Here is a 1,489-nt window from a genome sequence, read left to right as displayed (position 1 = left end):
GTCTACGCGCACGGGGTCTGGTCGAACTCCGCGTTCGTGCTCGGCCTCGCCGTCGCCCTCGGCGTCGCGGCGATCGGGATGATCGTGTCCGGCATCCGCCGCTGAGCCGTAGCCCGAGGTGGGGCGCGGGCGCTCGCCCGGACCGGAACCGTTTCCGCCACCGTTTCCGCCGCCGGAAGACCCGCCGCTGCCAGGACCGCGGCGCACGAGGTAGAGCACGAGCCAGACGATGCCGGCAACGACCGCGAGGCCCCACGCTGCGCTCAGCGACGTGCTCAGCCAGCCGGGCATGCCCCAGGCCGCGGGAGGGCCGTCCCACCAGAATCCGCGGGTGAACGGCACGACGGTCAGGAGGAGGACGGCGCCGATCCCGATCATGGCGGGCTCGAAGCGGCCGCGGAGGGCTTCCTCGGCATGGATGCGGCCGAGTGCGTTGGGGAGCAGCGCCCAGCCCACCGCATAGACGAAGAGCACGGGCGCCCCGAGCACGGCGAGCACGAACGCGATGCCGCGCACGATGATCGGGTCGAGTCCGGTGCGGCCGGCGATGGCGCCGCAGACCCCGGCGAACCAGCGGTCTGCGCCGCGGACCATGCCGCTGCGGCGGATCCAGTCGAAGAAACGGGTGAGCTGGTCTGGACCCGACGGGCCCGGGCCGGCCGGGTATGTCGGATTACGCGGTTGATCGGTCATAACTTCACTCAACCACCCGCGATGGCGCGCTGCTATGGGGGAGAACCCTGAACGGACCCTGAGATCTGGCCGTACCGGATCGGGGCGGCCTTCGGGGTGCTTGGATGAAGACATGAGAACTGAGCGGATGTCCCGGCCGCGCCAGCGGATCATCGCCGGCGTCTGCGCGGGGTTCGCTGAGCACACCGGGTTGTCCGTGACGGTGGTGCGCACCGCGACGCTGCTGCTCGTCCTGGCCGGCGGGGCCGGCGCGCTGCTCTACGCCTGGCTCTGGGTGACGACGCCGACCGCGACGGCGAACCCCGTCCGGTTCGGGGCCGCCGAGCTCCCCAAGGCGAGCCTCGCGCGGCCGGCGCCCGGGTACGCCGGTTCCCCCGGCTCCCGCCACGGCCTCGGCGGTCCCGCGGATGCCGCGGCCGAGCGAGCCGCCGCCGCCGCGTCCTCGGCCCGGTCGGCTCCGATCACGGAGATCCTGCTCGGGCTCGCGCTCCTCGCCGCCGGTCTCACTCTCGTCGCGAGCCGGCTCGGCGCCGACATCCCGCTCGCCGTGGTCATCCCCGCGATCGTCGTGCTGTCGGGGACCGCGCTCGCCTGGCGGCAGTTCGCGGACATCCGCGGCGGTTCAGAGCAGCACTCGTCCGCCCTGCTCGTGCGCGCGCTCGGCGCCCTCGTGCTCGTCGCCGTCGGCATCCTGCTGTTCTTCGTGACGAGTGACAGCCCCGACGGGTGGACGGTCGTGATCGCATCCGCTTCGGTGCTGCTCTGAACCGCCGCGGATGTCCGCGAACTGCCGCCC

Annotated in this window: 2 protein-coding genes; one reads left to right on the top strand and one right to left on the bottom strand. The window is 73.0% G+C overall.

Annotation, left to right across the window (positions count from 1 at the left end; genetic code table 11):
• On the bottom strand, positions 1-693 hold a 693-nt coding region (locus QN345_RS18950), incomplete at its 3' end, for a PspC domain-containing protein (RefSeq protein ID WP_323509101.1).
• A 112-nt stretch (positions 694-805) separates the two neighbouring features.
• Between QN345_RS18950 and QN345_RS18945 the strand changes: the two genes are divergently transcribed.
• Positions 806-1,459 carry a PspC domain-containing protein gene (locus QN345_RS18945; RefSeq protein WP_323509100.1) on the top strand — a complete coding sequence of 218 codons (654 nt, stop codon included), beginning with the start codon at positions 806-808 and terminating at the stop codon, positions 1,457-1,459.
• The last annotated feature ends 30 nt before the right edge of the window (positions 1,460-1,489 follow it).

The organism is Cryobacterium sp. 10I1, from assembly GCF_035019805.1.
Taxonomy (GTDB): domain Bacteria; phylum Actinomycetota; class Actinomycetes; order Actinomycetales; family Microbacteriaceae; genus Cryobacterium; species Cryobacterium glucosi.
Note: the sequence above shows the minus strand (reverse complement) of the source record. Positions and strands in the feature narration are given on the sequence as shown.